The organism is Pseudomonas tremae (assembly GCF_001401155.1).
GTDB classification, from domain to species: domain Bacteria; phylum Pseudomonadota; class Gammaproteobacteria; order Pseudomonadales; family Pseudomonadaceae; genus Aquipseudomonas; species Aquipseudomonas tremae.
On the sequence record NZ_LJRO01000173.1, the window covers coordinates 17,641 to 34,591 of the forward strand.

At 53.1% G+C, this 16,951-nt stretch carries 18 protein-coding genes and 2 pseudogenes; 1 reads left to right on the forward strand and 19 read right to left on the reverse strand.

Annotated features, from left to right (window positions below; genetic code table 11):
* The 13 genes and pseudogenes from ALO43_RS12250 to ALO43_RS28770 form a co-directional block, all read right to left on the reverse strand.
* Positions 1 to 369, reverse strand: coding sequence for a TIGR03745 family integrating conjugative element membrane protein (locus ALO43_RS12250; RefSeq protein WP_054997569.1), 369 nt, complete (start codon positions 367 to 369; stop codon positions 1 to 3).
* 19 nt (positions 370 to 388) lie between these two features.
* Positions 389 to 628: a TIGR03758 family integrating conjugative element protein gene (locus ALO43_RS12255; protein WP_044423286.1), complete on the reverse strand. Its 240-nt coding sequence runs from the start codon at positions 626 to 628 to the stop codon at positions 389 to 391.
* Entirely contained in the window at positions 625 to 990 is a 366-nt protein-coding gene (locus ALO43_RS12260) for an integrative conjugative element protein, RAQPRD family (RefSeq protein WP_081035257.1), read from the reverse strand. The genes ALO43_RS12255 and ALO43_RS12260 overlap by 4 nt, the downstream gene beginning before the upstream one ends.
* Before the next feature lie 79 nt (positions 991 to 1,069).
* Positions 1,070 to 1,402, reverse strand: a complete 333-nt coding sequence (locus ALO43_RS12270; protein ID WP_054997571.1) for a DUF4177 domain-containing protein — start codon at positions 1,400 to 1,402, stop codon at positions 1,070 to 1,072.
* 136 nt (positions 1,403 to 1,538) lie between these two features.
* Positions 1,539 to 1,724, reverse strand: a pseudogene (locus ALO43_RS28765) (transposase); the annotation flags it as partial.
* A gap of 194 nt (positions 1,725 to 1,918) precedes the next feature.
* Complete coding sequence (locus ALO43_RS12275) at positions 1,919 to 3,271, reverse strand: glutamine synthetase family protein (RefSeq protein WP_054997572.1); 1,353 nt, start codon at positions 3,269 to 3,271, stop codon at positions 1,919 to 1,921.
* Between the two features lie 99 nt (positions 3,272 to 3,370).
* Positions 3,371 to 4,336 carry a homoserine O-succinyltransferase gene (locus ALO43_RS12280; RefSeq protein ID WP_024690735.1) on the reverse strand — a complete coding sequence of 322 codons (966 nt, stop codon included), beginning with the start codon at positions 4,334 to 4,336 and terminating at the stop codon, positions 3,371 to 3,373.
* Between the two features lie 67 nt (positions 4,337 to 4,403).
* A complete protein-coding gene (locus tag ALO43_RS12285; RefSeq protein ID WP_017703201.1) occupies positions 4,404 to 5,006 on the reverse strand; it encodes a LysE family translocator in 603 nt (200 codons plus the stop codon).
* Between the two features lie 53 nt (positions 5,007 to 5,059).
* Positions 5,060 to 5,905, reverse strand: coding sequence for a gamma-glutamyl-gamma-aminobutyrate hydrolase family protein (locus tag ALO43_RS12290; RefSeq protein ID WP_054997573.1), 846 nt, complete (start codon positions 5,903 to 5,905; stop codon positions 5,060 to 5,062).
* Positions 5,905 to 6,966 (reverse strand): fatty acid desaturase family protein, encoded by a 1,062-nt coding sequence (locus ALO43_RS12295; RefSeq protein ID WP_054997574.1) that lies wholly within the window; start codon positions 6,964 to 6,966, stop codon positions 5,905 to 5,907. Before ALO43_RS12295 ends, ALO43_RS12290 begins: the two co-directional genes overlap by 1 nt.
* A 28-nt stretch (positions 6,967 to 6,994) precedes the next feature.
* On the reverse strand, positions 6,995 to 8,317 hold the full coding sequence (locus tag ALO43_RS12300) for an O-acetylhomoserine aminocarboxypropyltransferase/cysteine synthase family protein (RefSeq protein ID WP_054997575.1): 1,323 nt from the start codon (positions 8,315 to 8,317) through the stop codon (positions 6,995 to 6,997).
* Position 8,318: 1 nt separating this feature from the next.
* Positions 8,319 to 9,470, reverse strand: a complete 1,152-nt coding sequence (locus ALO43_RS12305) for a 2-aminoethylphosphonate--pyruvate transaminase (RefSeq protein WP_054997576.1) — start codon at positions 9,468 to 9,470, stop codon at positions 8,319 to 8,321.
* A 392-nt stretch (positions 9,471 to 9,862) separates the two neighbouring features.
* Positions 9,863 to 10,155 (reverse strand): annotated as a pseudogene (locus ALO43_RS28770) (IS5/IS1182 family transposase); the annotation flags it as partial.
* A gap of 123 nt (positions 10,156 to 10,278) precedes the next feature.
* Between ALO43_RS28770 and ALO43_RS12315 the strand changes: the two are divergent.
* Positions 10,279 to 10,710, forward strand: coding sequence for a hypothetical protein (locus tag ALO43_RS12315; protein ID WP_054997578.1), 432 nt, complete (start codon positions 10,279 to 10,281; stop codon positions 10,708 to 10,710).
* Positions 10,711 to 10,732: 22 nt separating this feature from the next.
* Here ALO43_RS12315 and ALO43_RS12320 read toward each other — a convergent pair whose 3' ends face one another.
* From ALO43_RS12320 to ALO43_RS12345, 6 genes are read right to left on the reverse strand one after another with little or no spacing between them, the layout of a single operon-like run.
* Entirely contained in the window at positions 10,733 to 12,190 is a 1,458-nt protein-coding gene (locus ALO43_RS12320) for a UvrD-helicase domain-containing protein (RefSeq protein WP_054997579.1), read from the reverse strand.
* Positions 12,191 to 12,199: 9 nt separating this feature from the next.
* Positions 12,200 to 12,949 (reverse strand): TIGR03747 family integrating conjugative element membrane protein, encoded by a 750-nt coding sequence (locus tag ALO43_RS12325; RefSeq protein ID WP_054997580.1) that lies wholly within the window; start codon positions 12,947 to 12,949, stop codon positions 12,200 to 12,202.
* 39 nt (positions 12,950 to 12,988) lie between these two features.
* Positions 12,989 to 15,148 carry a type IV conjugative transfer system coupling protein TraD gene (gene traD / locus ALO43_RS12330; protein WP_054997581.1) on the reverse strand — a complete coding sequence of 720 codons (2,160 nt, stop codon included), beginning with the start codon at positions 15,146 to 15,148 and terminating at the stop codon, positions 12,989 to 12,991.
* Between the two features lie 11 nt (positions 15,149 to 15,159).
* Positions 15,160 to 15,666, reverse strand: coding sequence for an integrating conjugative element protein (locus ALO43_RS12335; protein ID WP_054997582.1), 507 nt, complete (start codon positions 15,664 to 15,666; stop codon positions 15,160 to 15,162).
* Positions 15,663 to 16,220, reverse strand: coding sequence for a transglycosylase SLT domain-containing protein (locus tag ALO43_RS12340; protein ID WP_054997583.1), 558 nt, complete (start codon positions 16,218 to 16,220; stop codon positions 15,663 to 15,665). Before ALO43_RS12340 ends, ALO43_RS12335 begins: the two co-directional genes overlap by 4 nt.
* Positions 16,205 to 16,951 (reverse strand): TIGR03759 family integrating conjugative element protein, encoded by a 747-nt coding sequence (locus tag ALO43_RS12345; protein ID WP_011267030.1) that lies wholly within the window; start codon positions 16,949 to 16,951, stop codon positions 16,205 to 16,207. Before ALO43_RS12345 ends, ALO43_RS12340 begins: the two co-directional genes overlap by 16 nt.

Consider the following 16,951-nt stretch of genomic DNA (forward strand, 5'->3'; position numbering starts at 1 on the left):
TTAAAGGATGTTAGACGCGGTGGTGACCAGGTAGATCGTGACGCCAATCAAGCAGACGCCGACGACAGCGGTGCTGCCTAGATCGGCCCATTTGGCCTTGCCCATGTGGATTTCGTGATAGACGCCCAGGGCATGTCGGCCCACCAGAATGATGCCGAACGCGCACAGGCATAAGCCGAGCAGCGTGAAACCATCGAAGGCATAGTTTTGGAACGTCTGCAGGAAGCTGGTTCCTGTGCCGCGCGTGGGGGCTTGGGCACCCGGTAGCGCTGCAGAACTACTACCGGGGGTGGCAGCCATCAGCAGGACCGGATAAGGCCGATGTTTCAAAAAGGTACGTGCCTGGGTGAACAATGAAAGCAGCGTCATCTTTATCTCCTGTGAAAAATCAACTCAACAACATGAAAGTCATGATCATGAACAGCACCGCCCAGCGAGCAGCAGCAACGGCCGCCGCCGGGGCTGCCAGGTTTCGGGTAGCCCAGCCACGATAAATGCTTGAAAACACCCAGACGCCCCACAGCAGGAGGATCCCCACTGCAATTCCGGTCCACAGCGTGTTGCTGCTGGCAGGCGTAAAGCCCGCCGCCGCCTGGAAGGCGCTGATCTGGGTGGAGGACATCGTCATGGCGTGTGATCACCGCTGACGTTGTAGTGGCCGGAAATTTCTACGGGGTCACGAGGCTGTGCGCGGGAGGGCGACAGGTAGTCCTGCAAACCTTGGCGGATGCGCGCGATGTCGCTGACCAATCTGGGATAGTCCAGGTGATAGCGTTGAGCCGGGTCTTGTGGAAGATCGACACTGCGCTGCGCGACGGCCTCGAGCGCGTTGAGCTGGCGAATCATCACTTCCACATTGGCTTGTTCAGAAGCCGTGCCGGCTGCTCCAGCATGCGCGGAAAACAGCAGGGGTGTGCACAGCATGACTGCGGTCAAGCAGATCTGCACACGTGAAGACGTTGATCTGAGCGCGGGGGGATTGAAGTTCACGTCGCGGGCCTTGGAAGCTGTAGGAATCTATGTCCACAGCATGACCAAGGGCTCGGTTTGAATCAGTACGAAACCCTTTTTAGGTCTGAGAGGGTTTATCCAAACGGGTCGGAGTGACAATGCTGCGTTTAAAGAAGAACAGGAACCCGGTACTGATTGCATACCCAACCGCCCACGCCTGGGCGTTTTGATTACCAAATCGCTCGTGGCCACGATTGATCGGCTGAACGCTGACCAGCTCCCACCCCTCTCGACCGTAGCGGTTCAATACGGCCAGAGTTTCAGGGTTGCTCAAGTAGCCTTGAATATCCGGTTCGGTCGTCTCATCTGTCGACTTGAACATCAGCACGCCGCTGGTCACGGTTTTATAGGGCAGGAGGACGAAGGTCTGGGTGTATTCAAATGTAGTCATAAGTACCAAATGCCAGGCAGGGAATGATGAATCAGGTGTGTCTTCACGCTGCAACAGCCAGTTGCAACGATAAACCTCAAGGTTGGAAAATGTAACCTGCAGTGAGATGTTCGTTAGAAGATGGGGAAAAGCTGCGTTACGTAAATTTTGTTCTAGGCTCTGTACGAAAGTATTGTCGCAACCACCGCCTGGCACAGGCCAATGAGACCATCGTCGCAAAACTTGTTGCGATTTTGTCGAAGCGCGTCACGATGCTTCTGTCCTCCTTCAGCCAGCCAAACATGCGTTCGATGATGTTGCGCTGCCGATATTTGGGGCGATCAATATGACCGTTTGTAGTACCGCAGTCCTTCACTTCGTACGTCGATCCGGCACATGCAGCGGAGTAAAACAGAAGCTATTGGGCTTGTGCCCAATGGGGAAGCCCTTGTAGTACGATTTTTTCCGCATTCTGTAGGCTCCCTGGGAACAACAGAGACAGATTGAAACGGGAAAAAGACAGTGGCAGGCTTCTCCTCAACTTCTTTCAAATCCTCTGGACAACTCCCAATCAGTAATGCGCCGATCATGTTCTGCTTGTTCCCACTGTGCGGCGTGAACATAGTGGTCAACAACCTCGTTTCCCAGAACTCTACGCAGCCATGCCGACTTCGAAGCAACTTCGGTAGCCGCTCGCAGCGTTTTGGGAATTTCTGGTAGCTCGGTATCCCGATAGCCATCCCCGACGAACGGCGATGGCAGATCCAGGTTCTCTTCAATACCCGCTAGACCTGCGGCAATAAGGCCTGCGAACGCAAGGTAAGGGTTCAGATCCGCACCGCCTATACGGCACTCTGCTCGGACTGCGCTTGAATCTTCGCCACAAACACGGAAGCCAACTGTACGGTTGTCCTGGCTCCAGGCGACCTTGGTCGGTGCAAAGGTGTCCATCTGAAATCTCTTGTAGGAGTTGATATAGGGGGCCAACAAGAGGGTTATGTCTTTCGAATATTTCAGCAGACCTCCCAAGTAGCTTTTCATTAACGCAGACATACCGCTGGGGGCTGACGCATCGTAAAAAAGCGGCCGTCCGTCTAGAGACCAAAGTGATGAATGGACATGGCACGAGGAGCCAGCGAGCTCATAATTCCACTTGGCCATGTAGGTGATCGCCTTGCCATGCTGCGCCGCGATCTCTTTGCTACCGTGCTTGATGAGGACATGGTCATCTGCCATTAGCAAGGGATCAGCATAACGCACATTGATTTCTCCTTGACCCGCCCCGCCTTCTCCTTTGGTGCATTCAACTGAAACGCCTGCCCCGTAAAGTCCATTTCTAATCGGACGCATAACAGACTCTTGACGTGTCGTCGACAGGATATGGTAGTCCTGATTATAGGTCCCGAATGTCTCCAGGTTGTTGTAATTCTTTTTTGTTATTGCATCGTAAGGTTCATCAAACACATAAAATTCCAGCTCCGATGCGAAACCGGCGCACATGCCCAAATCAGCTAATCGGCGCAACTGTTTCTGCAGAATTTGTCTAGGCGAATGAGCCGTGGGCTGACCTGCGGCATCAAATATATCGCAGATCACCAGTGCGGTTGCATCTAGCCACGGCAATGGCCGCAGGGTTGACAGATCTGGCTTGAGAAGGAGATCTCCGTACCCTCTTTTCCAACTGGCACTGCTGTAACCTGGCACAGGCAGCATCTCCAAGTCATCGGCTAACAAGTAATTGCATGCGTGAGTTTCCTGATAACCGTGCTGGATAAAAAACTCTGCGTGACAGCGCTTTCCCATAAGTCTGCCCTGCATGTCAACCATGCACACAAGTACCGTATCGATTGAACCGGCGGTTACTGCGAGTTGTAATTCTTCGAATGTCATATTTGTACTCCCACTCAGTGACCAAGAAGAGCTTTTATTTAAACCGGTTTTGCCAAGTGGCGATTGCAGGCACAGCAGTGATGCCCCTTCAACCAGGCCTTACGTTCCGGATCGTGAAACTTTCCCGACTGAAGGCGTACGAGAGCGATCTTGGCCAATGTGGTTCAAGTCGGCCGGAGTCGTTTGAGAAATCTGATTGATCCAATTTCCGAACAAGAGATGGGCGTGGCTGCGCCACTGATTTTTCGGGAGTAACGCTTCACAGTCCTCGGGGAAATAGTTCCTCGGACGAGGAACGCATCTGCCTGCCTCTCTGTCGCGAAAATATTCATCCGCCAGTGAGTGCGAGTCGTATTCGATATGATTGAAGAAATGAAGCGCGTGATGATTGGGGTCATCAAGCAAACATAAGCCAGTGTCTGGCGAGTCAATCAGAACGGATATACCGCTGTTGGTCGGGATATCGGTGTACCGCATCTCCGTCCAGCGTGACACCGGGATGTTGAAGTCGTCAGATAACCCCTTCAGGTAAGGGGACTTATTTCCGACGCCGTGATGCTTGAATACGCCAAAGGCTTTCTCATTTAGTGTGTACTTAGGCATGCCATGAAAATAATGCATAGCTGCCTGAGCCCCCCAGCAAATATTAAAGCACCGGTGAACGTTGGTTTGCGTCCACCGAAAAATGTGGGTTAGTTCATGCCAGTAATGAACTTGCTCGAAAGGAATCGTTTCGACCGGTGCTCCGGTCACAATGAACCCGTCAAACTTCTGTGCCTGGATATCGTGCCAATCTTGATAAAACGATGCTAGATGCTCGTGCGGCGTGTTTTTGGGTGAATGGCTCGTTATTTTGACCAGTGTCAGTTCGACTTGCAGCGGGGTAGCCCCCAGCAAACGTGCGATCTGTATTTCTGTATCTATCTTGTTTGGCATAAGATTCAGCAAGCCTACGCGCAACGGCCGATGAAGCGGACAGACCGTGCTGTCATTATTCATCACCATGACGCCTTCTGTCGCGAGTGTGTAACCTGCGGGTAAACCTTTGGGAACTATGATCGACATGGGCTTCCAGCCTCCTTTAGGTTTTGTGCCTTACACCGATAACTCATCGGCATTTCCATTACCTCCATCAGGAAAGCATCACCAGACAAAGCGCGACCGAGGCGTAAATAACTCCAGTTATCCGATTGATTATGGATTCGTTATTGAAGGCCGCGCGTGCCTTTTGCGCGAGGAACATGTAGCCGCCGTAGATCATCAGTGAAATAATCATGCCGACCAGGCTCAACGTTATCGCTTGATGGATGTACGACACATGTGGGCTGATGAAGGTAGGGTAAGTAAGCAAGGTCGCTAACCAGCCTTTCGGGTTGGTTAAAGCAACGAGCAGCGAATCGATAAACATCTGCCTTGGACTCGAAACGATAACATTTGTCTCGCTCGGAGACGGCTTTGCAAAGAAAGTGCTGATCGCAAGGTATGCAAGATAGATTGCCCCAAGCCATCGCAGGTAATTCAGAACCCAAGGGTGATCGCGAATGACCAATCCGACACCCGAAAGCGCGACTACCGCGTGGATTGCGGTTGCCAACCCGAAACCAAATGAACAGGGGACTACCGTTTTTGTTCCATATTTGAGAGCTTGGGCGACGGCAAACGCGACGTTTGGGCCGGGCACAGCAACGGCCGACGTGAAAGCAACAATAAACAGGACCAGCAACTGTAAATCCATAAGTCCGCCAGACTCACACTGAATACGTAATTAAAATAGATAAAGTACGCAACTCATTGAGTTGATTCACCCGGGCCCCTTGGCGGTGGCCTTGTTGACTGGTAAGCCTGGCATGCACTTCCAAATGCTTTGAAAACCTTCTGACTTGTGACGTCGGTGGTCGCATGCCATTCAGGGTGCCATTGCACTGCGAGCTGGAATGTTGATGACGTCTTGTATGAAAGCGCTTCGATCACGCCGTCCGAGGCGACCGCCTCTATCTGCACACCGGCGCCTACTGTGGTGATGCCTTGGTTGTGCAATGAGTTAACGTATAGTTCAGAGCTTTCTACAATTGGCGACAGTCGTCCGACTGGCATGACGCTGATTGTATGTGTGGGAAGGTACTGTTGATCACGGGGCACGTTAGGCAGCTCACTGTGTGAAACGCTTTGAGTTAACGCCGATAAGTCGGGATGCAGCTTGCCGCCACGATGAACACTCATCTCTTGCAAGCCACGGCAGATGCCGAGAATCGGCATATCGAATTCGATCGCAACAGACAATGCAACACTCGAAAGACGATCCCTCGGCCGGTCCCGCTCGCCTGGAACAACATCGTCTGCGGTGCAATGCCAGGCCAGTTGTTTGTCGAAGATGTTCGGGTCAAGATTCGATTCGTCGCCGGTCAACACGAGACCGTCAAGACGCCACATCACGTCACGGAATTTGCGCAGGGTTTCTTCCCTGGACAGGTTGCCGTCGATGGTAGGGATGATCACGCACTCAACGGAGGCGTAGCGTTCTAGTGCATCAATATAACGCCGCCGCAACCAGTCACGGTGAACACCGTCATGGAGGTGCCGATTTGCCGCCACGCCGACTACAGCACGGGTCGCATCAAAATATTTGTTAGTCATTATGCCTGCTCCGGTGTGTCAGGCGACGCATATTGCGCTTCGTAGAGACGCTTATTGCGGTCGAGCAATTGACTGATCACGCTGGGCTGCCCATTAGGCCCTGATACAAATAAACCGCCCCATGACTTTGCGATCTCTGCATATTCCGGATCGCGCATACGGATCTCTTGTGCTCGTTTTAGCAGCCAAAATGGTACGCCTGGCGAAAGATGGTGCTCCAGATGGTATTCGTCGAAGTTGACACCAAAGAGCACTCGCTCCATCAAGTTACCTTTTCTGTTTCGAGTGAGATAAATATTTTGGTTCTCTGTTTCGCACATTGGAGAGTGTTCGGCGATTTCAGTAAACCAACCCAGTATTTGAAACGTGGTCAAATAAGGAATCAACCAGAACAGAAGCAGTAGGTGCACGTTATCAGTCATGACGAAGCCAGCGATAACGGTTACCCAGAAGGCCACGAAGCCATAGGTGTCAATAATGGCACCGTGTTTATTAACGCTCTTGTCTTGCTTGTTCGAAATCAGAAAGCGGTTGTGCCACAGGTATTTCAAATAGCGCAGTGTGGCCCCACCTAAAATAGCCTTCCAGACAATAGAAAGCTTGTACTCCCGAGGCTTTCGAACCTCATAGACACCGGAAGCGATGAAGAATTGCAAATCCGGATCTTTTTCGGGATCGCCCAGATGCGGATGGTGAAGATGCACATGAGAAACGCGATAAGCCCAATGCCGCTGAAAAATCGGGTAGGCCGCAAATATTGTGCCTAGAAAGTGGTTCCACCACGTGTTTTTCGCGAGTATTCGATGTGCAGCATCATGCGAGATCGTCGTAAGTCCTCGCTGATGCGCGCCAATCATTAGCACAGCAATCGGGTAAAACCACTCACTGATGTTCAGCGTGATAAACACACAAGTCAGTACGACTAAGTAGTCTTTTAGTATATACAGCGCGCCGGTAATATTATCAGGCCTTAGTTTAGCCAACTCGCGCATGATGTCGCGAGAAAACTGAAATGTATTAAACCGTTTGTTGCGTAGCTTCCAGAAATCAGACGTTTCCATGAAGTGATCCTCCCTGCCGGATTGGCTGTCAAACGGCGTCGAGACCGCGCTTGATATCCTCAATCACGTCATTCACATTTTCGATACCGATGCAAAGACGGATTGAACCGTCAAATATACCTGCGGCTTCGCGCTGTGTTTTCGGAACGGTGGTGTGGGTTGTAGAGACGGGGTGCGTCACCAGTGTTCGCGCATCGCCGACGTTCGATACGTGGTACATGAGCTTGATATTCTGAATGAACGTCCGACCTGCCGCCTCGCTGTCCAATTCAAACATGATCATTGCCCCATAACCGACATGAACGTCTACTAATTCATCTGTCATTTCGCGATCTTGTCCGGTGAAGAGTCCTGGATACGAAACACTCCTGACTTTGGGGTGCCGTTGCAGAAAATCTGCCACTATTGTGGCGTTTTCGCAGTGGCGCTGCATGCGTAAATGAAGTGTTTCCAAACCTTGAATTAATTGGAAACTCGAAAGCGGGCTAATCGCGGCACCGGTATCGCGAAGCCATGTCATGCGTGCTTTCAACAGGCAGGGGCTCCCACTCAAGTCGTCCAGTTGTTTAACAGCCTCACGCCAGAGTATTCCCCCGTGCGCCTCATCCGGCCCATTGAATAACGGGAAACGGTCAGAATCGTCGAAGTCGAACGTGCCGTTATCGGTCACTAACCCACCGAGAGTAGTGCCATGGCCGCATATATACTTTGTCGCAGAGTAGGTTGTAATTGCGGCGCCAAGCTTAGCGGGACCGCACACCAGAGGCGTGGTCGTGTTATCCACGACTATGGGAATACCTAGGCGCTTGCCGATGTCGGAAAGTTCTCTGAGCGGTAAAGGTACAAGACACGGATTGGAAAAAATCTCGCCAAAGAAGGCAATGGTTCTATTATCGGCTTGCTGCTCAAACGACGAAGGCTCACGTGGGTCTGCTGATCGCGCTTCAATTCCAAGTCTTTTGAAGGTGTTAAATAATAAATTCCATGAGTTTCCATATAGATACTTCGAAACGACTATGTTATCGCCTGGACGCCCACTGCACAAATTTACCAGCGCAAGAAAAGTCGCAGCCTGCCCTGAGGCCACGGCCAAGGCATCAACTGCACCGTCGACCACTGCATACCGCTGTTCAAGAATGCGCGTAGTAGGGTTAATGATGCGTGTGTAAGTAAAACCGTCACTTTTTACATTGTAAATGTCTGCAATTCGGGCCAAGTCACCGTCAAGTTCGTAAGCTGTCGTTTGGTAAATAGGCACCGCGACGGCCTTGGTAGTGGGGTCGTGACGATACCCCGCATGCAAAAGCGCCGTTTCCACAGACATACTGTTATCGTGAATAATGCGTGACATATTACAAGCTCCTTCTGACGAGTGCTGATCCAACACGCTCCGGTGCCATGGGTTTACTATTCGTTTTATCAAAAAACTCCCGAAATGCATCGCCTAGCAAACGTATCCACAGGGGTTTGATTGCTCCGATACATCCGACCCTAAAGCTGCGCGTCTGAGCATGCATTTTTGAATAGATGTAGAGGTTGTAATCTACGAGGTGCAGGTAAAGTTTATTGAAGTCTTTAGGGGTATCAATAATACCATCCGCAGTCAGCGCCAGACAAACGGGGGAGCGCACTTCAGCGCTCAATAGTGGCGACGCATAAGGTGTGGTTACGCGAATTATTTCGTCCCGCACTGAGCAGTACCGTTGCTCCCGGTTAGCCACGCCTTCCAGACTCAACTCTTCCAGAGCTTTCGTACATGCCTGGACCACGTGCGTGGGAGGCGTCGATCTCCACTCTCCGGTCTGCTCAAGGCTTTTCCATTGGTCACGGACATCAAGAACAAACGAACTCATTGAATGCTCCTTGGCCCTGAGCAAGTCGAGATTCGCTATGACGAACGCCACACCCGGCGGACCCTCAATGCATTTATTGCTGGACGTTATGAGTACATCGAAACGGGCTCTTTTTGCGCTGATATCGACGGCGCCGAAAGAACTCATTGCATCTATAATGGTTTTTATACCTCGCTGCGTTGCCAGATTAACGATGGCTTCGAGTGGATTGAGCACACCGGTGGTTGTTTCACAATGAACGAAACAGATGTGTGTAATCGATAGATCCTGTTCTAAGTAAGCGGCGATGTCGATGACTGACAGCGCCTCATGACTCGGGGCTCTGATACAAACCGCCTGAACGCCCCGTAATTTCAGAATTTTCAGGATCCGCTCACCATAGATGCCGTTGATGCATACGAGCGGTCGATCAGACGACGAGATGAACGACGTCAATGCGGCCTCAATTCCGTAAGTACCGCTACCCTGGACTGGCACTACCGAGTGCGAGCCACAGCCATCGATCAGATCTAAAATCCGCTCACGCATCAGAGCGGTAATGTTTTTGAACGCCTGATCACGTGATCCCATATCAAACTGCATCTGCGCTTTGACGTCGTCGGTTAACGACAATGGACCCGGTGTCATTAAGTAATGATGACGCATAGACATATAAATTCCTTATTATATGAGAATATTATCTTGTTTCGGCATCAACAATCTTGCGATGTTTTGGGTACCTATTAAGTCCAATCGGCTGACTATAAAAACCTCTCCTAAAGCCACCATTCCAAGAAGCTTTCGAGATCGCCAATGTGCTGACTAGCCGATGGCAAAGTCCTGCTCGGTCTTTTTAGTATCTACAACTGGAGCTATTGGATCCAACTGTCTGGAGTAATCGGAATCTAATCCCTCAAAATATTCGGGTCAAGTTTTTTTTGAGATAGAACAGTTTTCGTAGAGGCAAATTGATATGATCACAATGCTTTCAGAAAGACTGCTCTAAAATATGTTGCTTACATATTTTTATTATTTAACTGACATCGCACAACGTACAACCCTTGCTAGGCTCTGTACGTAAAGTATTGTCTCAGGCACCGCATGGCACAGGCCAATGAGACCATCACCGCAAAACTTGTTGCGAGTTTGTCGAAGCGCGTTACGATGCGTCTGTTCTCCTTCAGCCAGCCAGCCAGCCAGCCAGCCAAGCATGCGATCGATGATGTTGTGCTGCCGATATTTTGGGCCAATCAAACAGGCGCGGAAATCCCGGCTTGGGTTTGCGCTTCATGCTGCGCAATGGAATGGCTGGCTGCAAGCGATAACGGTCGCAGTACTCGCGAAGTGCTTCAGCGTCGCCCAGGCTGCGTCGGGGAATTCATACCGCTTTGCTATCTTTGCCACCTGGCTTTAATAGCGGTGTATTTTACAGAAAATCGTATTTATTGGTTTACGTACATAGCCTAGAAGGACAAGTGCAGTGCGGACGATTGACTATCGAAGATTTGAATACGAGGGCGATTACGCATCGGGGGCTTGTTTTGTACGCGTGGGTATTACCGGTGAAGGAACGCTGTTCGGTTTGATCGCTCAGTTGCGAGACCATGACGGCCCCTTCGTCACGAATGACATCGAAGAGATCATCAGCGGTGTGATTCATCGCCTTCATACCGAGCGTGCTTTACCCAAGGCGTTTTCTTCGATGTACGAAGTTCTTGAGCAATTTACTTGGGTCGAACACTACGCGCCTGGCATTGGAATCTCTTCTGAAGGGTCGTGGGCCATCGTCACCCTCGATGCCAGCAATACACCTGATTGGGAATATATGAGCCTCGATGATGTTGTTGCTCATACCGATGTAGTACCCGACTTCTTCACACTGACCGAAGATGACTTACGTTTTAAGAGGTAGCTGGCTGGGAGGGCGCGGCGCATCAATGTTTTGAGTTCTGTCTCATGTCTTTGAAGCGCTGCATGATGTCGATCACCAGCGAGTTGACGGCCAGAATCTTCATGGCTCGTGTGACAGCTACGTATAGAAGGTTCAGCTCATCGTCGCGTTTGCCGGCGTCGATGTCAGGGGAGAGCGGATCTGCAGAAAAGTCGTCATAAAGCCCAACGAAGTCCCACTCCAGACCTTTGGCTCTGTGCGCAGTGGTAAGGGTCACGGTTGCATCGAGCTCCGACGTGACAGATACAGCACGCAGCTGCTCGATTCGTTGGGGCAGGTCTGCATAGTTTTCGATGATTTTGATCGACCGCAACATCTCTGGATCCTGCGTGGCCTTCGCGATCACGACATACTGGTCGTAATCGGCATAGTCGTTCAGCAATTTGCGCTGTTGGACCTGGTCATTCATATGCCGGCTGAAATAGAACAGGTCCTCCAGATCGCGCAAGGAATAGCTGTCGATCCCTCCGATCCACTGCATGCGGTGGTTTTGGTTGACCAGGCGCAGCGCGTTCTCGATCACACCGCTCACAGTACGGTGCAGGTAGGTGCGGTGAGGGAGATCGTCCGGTAAGGCTCGTTTCACCAACGTCGGCTGTCCCAGGCCTTGCAGGGGGATCTTTTCACCCTTGAAGGAAAGGATGACGTTGGCCACGTAGGCAACAGCCGGTCCAAATCTGAAGCTCTGAGTCAGGAAGTGCTTCTCGGCATCCTTCATCGCCGGGCTGTTTAAAGCATCCACAGCGCCTCTGAACCGATACAGCTGCTGATGCCGATCACCTACAGTGACTTGAGTTATTGTTTGGATCTGGACCAGGTTCGCGATGACCGGGTTCACGTCCTGCCCTTCGTCGAGCAAAATCGCACCGAAACGCTGGCTCAGATCTGGCTGGCTCATCTGGTACAGCTTCAGATAGCCATCGTGCGTCATGGGGACTGAGCGGTCGTTGATATCGACCATCTTCTCCCAAACTTCTCTGGTCAGGTTGAGCGCTTTACTCATGTACTGCTGCTGGACCGAGGTCAGTGTGCGGTTGCTCTGGAATCGCACAAAGTGGTCTTCCAGCAGCTCCAGATCCTTGCTGGCCATGAAGGCATTGAGGGTAGAAACGATATCTTTGGCCAGCTCCCAATCCTGGGTATTGATCGTCCTCGCGATGTCGGTCAAACGCAGATTGCCAGCCTGCTTGTGTTTGTACTGGCTGCCATAGACAGCGTAGGCGAGGCCGTGAGCTGTTTTGCAGGTCACATTGCGTGGAAAACGGTTCTTTGCCGCGATCTCAACGGCTTTGTTGTAGCAGAGGTACAGCATTTTGACCGACGAGTTATGCGTGGCGTAACCGACGAGTGTCGTTGTCTTCCCGGTACCGGCAAATGCCTGGACCAGTAGCTTCTTCGCGAAGGAGTGAATAGCTGGCAGTTGTTCTTCTGTCCATTGCATGGAGGGCACCTAAAGGTATTTTTTGAAGCTGGACGCCGTAATGCTGACCGCCAGGCCGAGCAGTGCTGCGCATGGCAGGAGCACCAACAATGGGCTCACGCTGAATGGCAGAGCCAGGTAGAGGCTCCAGGGGATGATCACCAGCGGCACCATCGTTGCTCGAGCTTTGTGATACAGGTAGCTGGACTCGCGGCCTGCACCGAACCGCCGCAAGTCTCTGCGTACCAGTCCGTCCACAAAACCAACAAACGCCGTCATCACAAATAACGGGATTGCGAGGGTCAGGATCACCAGGCGCACGCAAAACACCAGTGTCGTGTAGAGCGCCGCAAGGCCGTAATCCTGAAACTTGCTGACTCCCACGCCCAGCATGTAGCGCATATCGGAACCGCGTGATCGTTGTCCTGTCGCAGCATAATCAGAGGTGTGTTGAACCCAGTCCTGAAGCCCGGTCTTGACCACTAGCCAGTCATATGTGGTTTGTACCAGCCATGTCGCTGTTCGGCCTGGCTCTTGAACAACCACACTCTGCAGGAACCCCTTGGAGAGCCAACTGAGTTCATGATCGAGCATTGCACGAGCATGCTGCCAACCGGCCTCCGGCCAGAAGAAGTACATGCAGATCCATTCGACGATGATGGCTCCCCCCAGAGAGAGGAACATCACTGCCGCGAATCGGAAGGGCAGGGTGAAGAGAGATCCTATGAACGACTGTTCGTGGTCTTGTTGCTGTTTCGCGCGATCGGCAACGTCAGCCATATCAGATGCCCCCTTGCCGATCGCTCAACCCGCCGAGAGTCATGCCGCATCCTCAGGTGCAACAGCGATTTTTTTGAAGTCGTCGAGCAAATCTGCAGGCAGCGACTCGTTTAGCGTCTGATAACCAGGCGCTGACCACCAGCCAGTGTCGTCGACCTTGCCCACCTGATACGTCTGACGCATGCTTTCCGCCAAGGCCTGCAGATCTGCCGGCATTACTTCATCAGGATCATGGCCAGGCAAAGGCATTCTGACTTTCCACAGATTGCCGCCTTCCATGAGCGCAAAGCATTGGCCCTTGGGCAGGCCGACGACATGCGCTGGCTCAATCATTGGCACGCTGACCTGCTGCACCTGGTCATGACTGGATGATGTGAACGCGGTATTGCCCGTTGCACTGTCATTCGCCGAGCTGGCCGGGGTGGATGTGAAAACCTGAACCTTGGGCAACTGGTTTGTCAGCAGCTCGGCGGTGGACGTTTCGCGGACGCGCAGCATGAACACGTTGTTGAAGTTACCGATCACCTGACCAGCCTTGGCCTTGTTACCGATCTTCGCTTCGATATCGCTCATGGTCTGGGTGTAGGCAGTCACCTGCATGCCGGCACCGCCACCCTTGTTGATCATCGGAATGAATTCCTCACCCATCAGTTCGTTGAACTCATCGGCATGGAGGTTGATAGGCACTTTGGTGCCAGGGACGCCGCCCGGTAGTCCGTCGTCGACACCGAACTTGTAGATATGGCCAGCGACCGAGACCAGGTCGGAGAACATAGAGTTGCCCACGGCAGCGGCGACCTCTGTGTCCGACAAGGCGTCCAGGCCGATATAAACAACGGCCTTTTTGCGGACCACTTGCATCCAGTCAAAGATCGGTCGAGGATCGTTCACGTCCTGATAGTCCGGCGAGATCAGTTCCGCCATGCGGCCTGTTGTCAGCTTCTCAAGCAGTGGCAGCAGCGAGGCGACGATCTTGTCGAAATAGGTCTTGTCGTAGCGGACCGCGCTGCGCAGTCCATCCATCACTGGATCTGCCACGCGCGTCTGAGACAGGTATTGATCGATTGCCACCACACGGAACGGCCGGCCCTTCATGTTGAACGGTACGTTTTTTTCGTTGAGCTTGCCCTCTATAGCGACGATCGCCTCCCAGGCCTTTGGATCATATTCATCAAAGTATTTAGAGGCATACTCCTGGAAGATCCCTTCGATGTTGATCACGTGCTGCTGGATCTGCAGGTAGTCAGGTCGACGGCCCAGCGCGACGAGGGCTCTTGCGATGATGTTCACGAATCGCCAAGCGAATTCACGGAATGCTGCTGAGTTACCTTCCCCGGAGAGTTGCCCAGCGATCCTGGTGGCCACCTCCGAAATCCGCCCAAAACGCCCAACGGCGTTGTAGCGTGCCGAGTGATCTGGCCAGCCCAGGTGGAACACATAAAATTCGTTCAGGCGGCCGGCGCGTTTGGCTTCGAGATACATGCGCTTGAGCAAATCTGCATCTCCCTTCGGATCAAAGACGATAACGACCTCATGCTGGCCGTGCTTTTTTCGTCTGATGTCCTGAGTGATGAACAACTCAGCCAGGCGCGTTTTTCCGACACGGGTTGTGCCCAGAACAATCGAATGGCCTACTCGCTCGCCCAAAGGGAGAGAGACGTTCTCCTCGTATGGCTCGATGCCGTGCAGCCGTGGCAAGCCACCGACGGGTGGTAGAGGTCGCACAGGATTGATGGGCACGTCCCATGATGTGGCTCTGGCCAGAAGTCGGACAGGGTATGGAGCAAACTCCGCTCTTTCCTCAAAACGACGCGCTGCGCGGAACAGTGGGGTGGCTTCAACGTAGCTGGAGTACTTCGGCAGGTAAGTGTCCATCAGCCGCTGGGTATGGCGCTGCTGCCAGCGAAAGCCAAGACCGATGAACAGACGTTGATTGCTGACCGGCACTTCTTTACTGGTCATCGTGTAATGAGGCAGTCGACGGATGTTTCGGCGATAGCGCAGCACCTGCCATGCTTGTTTCAGACGCACTAAACCCAGAGCGAGAAAGCCCGCGGAGGTGACGATGCCGAACAGCGGAGTAAGCGCAAATGCCCAAGGCGCGAACACGCACAGGAATGCACCTGCAGCGCACACATATACGGTGTAGAGCTCAACGGCGGGCCTGAGCAGTGATTCGATGGCGTAATCGTGAGCCATAACCCGACCTCCTATTGCTCGATGGCGGTTGGGGTGATCAACACCGGATAGTGATTCAGACCGAGACGTTGAGAAAGCTCGTCACCAGATGCGGGAGACACGAGCGCGTCGGGCAACCAACTCCTGACTACGGCAAGTCGTTTTTGTGTGGCCACGTTGACCACCAGTCCTACGGCCTGCATCTGCTTCAGCACCGCACCGCGCTCTTGCAGCCATCGGCGTGATGTTTCATCGTCCCCGATCAGGAACAAAGGCTGCAGGCCTGGCGCGTTGATGATTCGGCCCTCAACTGTCCCTGGAGTCATTCGAGTGGTGCGTACCGGCAATCCCTGTGCTGCTACAGGATCCAGTTGCGAGGTCAGGTCATTTGAGACAGAAGAGGACGGCTCGGGATTGAGAGATCGATAGTAAGGCAGCGCTGAGTCACCACCTTCGTCTTCAACCACGGTGAGCTCTGCAGCTTGGCAGATCATAAATGGCAGGCAGAGCGCTGCGCCGAGGATCACTGATCGGGTCATGGATTGGTCACCAGCATTTGGATGCCGGTTACCCGGCTGAGATGTTTGGCAAAGGCCTTGCGGTAATTGGCTGCTGGAGCGCCGCCGGCAGGGCGGTGATAGCGTCCGGCTACGGTGATCCAGTCACCGCCAAGCGCGCGCAGTTCGGCGAGCATTTGTGCAGCTACATCGAGGTTCTTGTAGGGATTGAGTGCGTCGCACGGATTGCTTGATTTAAATCTCTGGCCGTTCCAGCCCATGTTGACCTGACCTAATCCGACGTCGACCCGCTTGGGACCCGCCTGCGCGAGTGCGATGATAAGTGCGGTGCAGGCATCGGCACGGGTTGCAAAACGATAACTAGCGCCGGCAACGTTCAGCGTCCAAGGCCACGGGACCCGTTGGCCCCGCAGTGGGGTCCCACTTTCCTGCAGTGCCACCGAGTAGAGCACTTCCGACGGAATGTTCGCTGCGCGGGCAGCCAACTGATAAGCCGGCGGGGGAAGCTCGGCTGCATGGCTTGTCAACACGAAGCACAGCAGGGCAAGGCCTGCCCACGTCACTGACGCAGCCATTGCCCATTCACCTCTCGCACAACGGCCGGTAACTCGCCACCCAAGCTCAGGCCAAGCCAACGTCCACCGTCATGGTTGAGGGTGATTTGTCGGGTTCTGACATTCGCAGGGTCGATCCCCGAGACAATCGCCCAGTTGCGAATTCGCTCATCGTCGTTCTGGCTACCCACCATGTACACGTCAAACGGCTGCTTCTGAGCTTGAAGGGCCTTAACCCGAACTGAGCACTCCGGGCAATCGTCCTTGACGAACACTGCCAATCGGCCATTGCCCTGGTTAGCAGGGCTTGCGGTCGCCCCTTGGGGCGCCGAACTGGCGATGGGCATCAGATTGGGATAGAGGCGTTTAAAGGCATCGTCATATGCGCGTTGATACGCCAATTCTTTTGCCGTGCGCTGCGCCTCGGCTTTGACCTGGAGCTCTGCATACCGCCGGCGCTCTTCATCATTGCGGGCTTCGATACCCAATGCAGTCAGCGGATCCAGCCCGGGGGAATACACACCTCGTGAACTCTGCATCAGCGTTTGATAGCGCTGCCATTCCTGAGGACTCAGGTTCCAGTCTCGTGCCAGCATCTCGTCGCTCGATTGCGACTGGCTGTCCAGCAAGGCGCTCTGGTGCTCTCTACTGGTGGACTGTGCGGAGGTGTTGGTTGCAGCGTTGGCCATGCCAGCTGCTGTGATCAGGATGACTCCCGTCATTGTGAACATTCGCAGGTTGTAAACGGTCAT